Below are 922 nucleotides of genomic sequence, written 5' to 3'. Positions count from 1 at the left end.
ATAGGAACCCGCCTGCACACGTGGCGGTATGGCAAGAAGGTCGGCCAGGACGAGACCGGCAATTTTTACTACGAAGGCGGCATCGATTCGGAAGGCCGCACGCGCCGCTGGGTCATCTACCGCAATTATTCGGAAGCTTCGGCGATACCGCCCGGCTGGCACGGCTGGATGCACCACCGTGTCGACGTCGCGCCGTCCAGCGAGGACTACAAGCCACGCGACTGGCAGAAGCCGCATCAGCCCAATCTGACCGGCAGCCCGGCGGCCTATCGTCCGAAGGGCTCGGTGCTCACCAATCAGCATCGCCCGCAGGTCACCGGCGACTACGATGCCTGGACACCCGGGTCGTAGCGACAGGGTGCAAGCCGGTCCTTTATCGCCACAATTGGTGTTTAGCTGCTTGCTGATCAGAAAACGGCGACTAGCCTTGGCGATCGACAGAATCACCCGGGCGCGAACCACCGGTATCTTTGCATGAGCTTTTCTTACTCAATATCGGCCAGTCTGGCGCTAGCCGCCGGTCTTGCCGTCAGCACCGTGGCCTTCGCCGCTTCGCCTGAGCCCGCGGCACCCGCGCCGGCGCCGCCCGCGGGAGCGGACCGGGTTACCAATGCCGTTGCCGAGTTTGCCGGTATCGACAAGATCACCGGCCGGATCATCACCTTCGATGTCTATATCGACGAGACGGTGCAGTTCGGCGCTTTGCAGGTGACGCCGCGCGTCTGCTATTCGCGGCCGCAGGCGGAGGCGCCGAAGACCGATTCCTTCGTCGAGGTCGACGAGATCACGCTCGACCGCAAGATCCGCCGCATCTTCACCGGCTGGATGTTTGCCGAAAGCCCCGGCCTCAACGCCGTCGAGCATGCCGTCTACGACGTCTGGCTGAAGGCCTGCAAGCAGAAGTCGGATGTGCCGGCGCCCG

The 922-nt window shown here is 63.7% G+C and carries 2 protein-coding genes; both read left to right on the top strand.

Annotated features, from left to right (window positions below; genetic code table 11):
• Window positions 1-351 (top strand): NADH:ubiquinone oxidoreductase subunit NDUFA12, encoded by a 351-nt coding sequence (locus tag EN969_RS33055; RefSeq protein WP_245467642.1) that lies wholly within the window; start codon window positions 1-3, stop codon window positions 349-351.
• 123 nt (window positions 352-474) lie between these two features.
• Window positions 475-922: DUF2155 domain-containing protein (locus EN969_RS33050; RefSeq protein ID WP_127419836.1), on the top strand; the 448-nt coding region annotated here is incomplete at its 3' end.

The sequence above is a fragment of the Mesorhizobium sp. M7A.F.Ca.CA.003.01.2.1 genome (assembly GCF_003998945.1).
Classification (GTDB): domain Bacteria; phylum Pseudomonadota; class Alphaproteobacteria; order Rhizobiales; family Rhizobiaceae; genus Mesorhizobium; species Mesorhizobium ciceri.
Note: the sequence above shows the minus strand (reverse complement) of the source record. Positions and strands in the feature narration are given on the sequence as shown.